Source organism: Myxococcus vastator (genome assembly GCF_010894475.1).
GTDB classification, from domain to species: domain Bacteria; phylum Myxococcota; class Myxococcia; order Myxococcales; family Myxococcaceae; genus Myxococcus; species Myxococcus vastator.
This window is the reverse complement of sequence record NZ_JAAIYB010000678.1, coordinates 1-3,136: the sequence shown is the minus strand read 5'-3', so window position 1 is coordinate 3,136 and position 3,136 is coordinate 1. Positions and strand designations below refer to the sequence as shown.

Sequence of the window (3,136 nt, the reverse complement as noted above, 5' to 3'; positions counted from 1 at the left end):
GGGCGGCACCGTTCCAGAGCGCGAAGAGCAGCGCGGCGGCCACGCCGGCGGCGCCCAGGCCAATCCCGGCGGTGTTTCGTGGTGAACGTGGCATCTGAGGTCCTGGCTCGTTGAGAGGGTCTACGCCCAAGAGGTGAGAACGGCCTGGGCCGGCCCCCTTCGGCGGGGGCCGGCGCCCTGGAGCGGCGCGCCACTCCAGGGCGGGGTTCACGCGCGCCGGGGGCTAGAAGATGCCCAGGCGGTTGAGGGCGGCGCGCAGGTTGGGACGGGGGCCAATGCGGCGGGCATCCGGGGCCTGGGCGCTGCCAGTGCTGGAGAGCACATCGCGCAGGGCCAGCGGGCTCAGCGGGAAACGGCCGCGGGCCTGGAGCGCCCCCTGAAGGGAGGCGGCGGCACCCGTGACGATGGGCGAGGCGCTGGAGGTCCCGCTGAAGGTGGCGGTGTAATAGGTGTTCTCCGACCCGCCGTTGAACCGGTCGCCATAGCCCAGGGTGACCACGTTCTCACCCCACCCGTGGACGTCGGGGCGGCTGCCGTGGTTGGTCCAGCACATCGGCGCGCGGCCCTGCGAGGAGCCGGCCGCGACGACGATGGCGCCCGAGTCGCGCACGTCGCGGTTGAAGGCGTTGTTGTAGGCGGCGTCATCCAGGTTGGAGCTGCCATTGCCCGCGGCCTCGACGACCACGACGCCATTCAGGGTGGCCTGGACGATGGCGTCGAACTCCGCCTGCCAGTACTCCATGGCGATGTAGTCGCACTGCCCGAAGTTGCAGGTGCAGGGGGTGTTGTTGGGCGGCCCCAGGCGGTGCAGCTCGATGAGGACGACCCCGCCGGAGCCCGCGGCGACAGCGGCATTGGCGATGGCGCTGGCCGCGCTCTGGGAGCCAATGGACTCGTAGCCCGCCCGGGCGGCGTGGGCGATGCCCGTCACGCCGAAGCCATTGGACACGCCCACGATTTCCCCCAGCACGGCGGTGCCATGGTTGCGCCAGCCCAGGTCGTTGAACTGGGCGCCCCCCTGGTGGAAGAGGCCAGGCATGTCCTCGTGCGTGGTGCGCCAGCCGCCCTCCACGTCCACGACCTTGACGTTCGCGCCACTGCCACCCGCCACCGTCCACGCGTAGTGCGCGTCGATGCCGGTGGGCGCGGCGCCCAGGTAACCCTGCTCACCCTGGAGGTTCGGGCCGGCCTTCAGCAGCATCGGCGTGAGGAAGTTGGGCCAGTTGACCGCGGCGGGCTCCGCGGCGGGCTCCGCGTAGGCCGTCTCCACGCTGGGCAGCGCGTCGAGCTTCTCCACCAGGTCCCTGACTTGCTGGAAGGTGGCACCGGGGCGGATGGGAACCTCGATGTAGAGGTTCAGGTCGGCGACCTCCTGGCCGCTGAGCGTCTCCGTCGCGAACTTGCGCGTGTCGAGCTGCTTCTCATCGGCGGTGAACATCCGGCCCAGCCCGCGGGCATAGGGGCTGGCGGCGACGAGCGAGGCCACGGTCGCCATGTCCGCCTCGACGGAGGCGCCCGTCAGGCCCCGCTGGCTCAACTGGCCCAGCTCACGCGCGCCGCGCGACTCGGGCAGCGCGACGAGCTGCTCCCCGCGCAAGCGAACGCGGGTCCCTTCGTGGAACTTCACGACGACGCGCGGAATCTCCACGTTGCGCCGCAGCTCCACCACGCCCTTGCGTGCCAGTTGCCGGGGCTTGAGCTCGAGCCCGTCCGCCGCGCTCGCGGGAAGCGCCATCGTCAAGGCGAGCACCGCGACGAACAGTTGAGACACTGAGCTCTTCCGCCTTCCAGTTCTTCCGTGCATGAAACGGCTCCTTGGTTGATTACTGCTGCCCGCGGCTGTTGAAGCGGGCGACGAAGACGTCCTGCCCTCCGGCGTGGGCGTTACCCAGTTGGCCCGTGGTGTAGCCGGCGATGACGACGTCCCCCGCGCGGGTGAGCGCGACGGCATGGGCCTCGTCCATGCCCGGGGTGCCCAGTTGCCGTGCCCACAGGCGGGCGCCGTGGGCGTCGTACTTCACGACGAAGGCGTCCCGGCCTCCCTGGTTGGGGCCGTCCATGGCGCCGTGCGTCCCGCCAGCGACGTAGATGGCGCCGTGTCCGTCCACGGCGAGCCCGCTCGCGCGGTGGAGCTCATGGGGGGAGCCGACGCGCTGAGCCCAGAGCAGGCGCCCCATCGGGTCGTACTTGAGGAGGAAGGCAGAGGAGAGGCCGTCATTCTCCCCGCGGCCCGTGGCCAGGTCGCTGAAGGAGAGCGCCAGCATGAGGATGGCGCCATCCGGCGCGATGACGACCTTCAGCCCGGCGTCGATGTCAGGGGTGGCCGGCTGCCGCGCCCAGGTCAGGCCCAGCGTGGGGTCGAGGTGGGCGAGGAAGGCGTCGAACGAGCCCGCGTTCGCCGAGGCGAACCCACCCAGCGTGGCGCCCGCCAGCACGACGGAGCCCTCGGCGCTGACGGCGACGGCCTCCGCCCGGTCATGCCCGGCGGTCCCATGGCGACGCGCCTCCAGCACCGTCCCATCCCCCGCCTCCAGCACCTCGATGCTCATGTCGAAGCTCACGTCGGGCTTCTCCATCGTCCCGCCCGCGAGGAAGACGTGGCGGCCGTCCCGTGAAAGGGCGACGCCCAGCCCGGTGTCTTCCTCGGCCGAGCCGCGCTGGACGAGCCAGTCCAGCGCGCCTCCCGGACCGTGCTTGATGACGAAGGCATCCCCCTGCCCGAGGTTGACGGCGCCTGGCATCGCCAAGGGCGTGCTGCCCACCACGTAGGTGTCGCCCTCGGGGGAGACGGCGAGCCCCTTCACGGTGTCGTCCCACTCCGAGCCGTACTGGCGCAGCCACCGTGGCTGGGCGCTGGCATCCAGGCTGGCCACGAAGGCGTCCTGGAACTGGCCTCGCGTGACGCTCCCCTCCTCCAGCACCCCCAGGGTGGTGCCCGCCACGAAAAGGTCGCAGTCAGCGTCCAGCCCGACGTCCACCGCCACGTCATCACCCGCGCTGCCGAACTGGAGGATTCGCCAGGCGGGGGACAGACAGCCCCCGCCGCCGACGAGGACGGGATGTTCAGCAGGCGTGAGCGGCCCGTCGAAGGACGCGGGGGGCTGGCACGCCGCGAGCGCTGGCAGCAGCCAGAGGG

At 71.6% G+C, this 3,136-nt stretch carries 2 protein-coding genes; both read right to left on the bottom strand.

Features of this window, described 5'->3' with window-relative positions; translation table 11 throughout:
• Positions 1 to 223 precede the first annotated feature (223 nt).
• Positions 224 to 1,771: a S8 family peptidase gene (locus G4D87_RS35945; protein ID WP_240358878.1), complete on the bottom strand. Its 1,548-nt coding sequence runs from the start codon at positions 1,769 to 1,771 to the stop codon at positions 224 to 226.
• A 52-nt stretch (positions 1,772 to 1,823) separates the two neighbouring features.
• On the bottom strand, positions 1,824 to 3,136 hold a 1,313-nt coding region (locus G4D87_RS35940; RefSeq protein ID WP_163787299.1), incomplete at its 5' end, for a Kelch repeat-containing protein.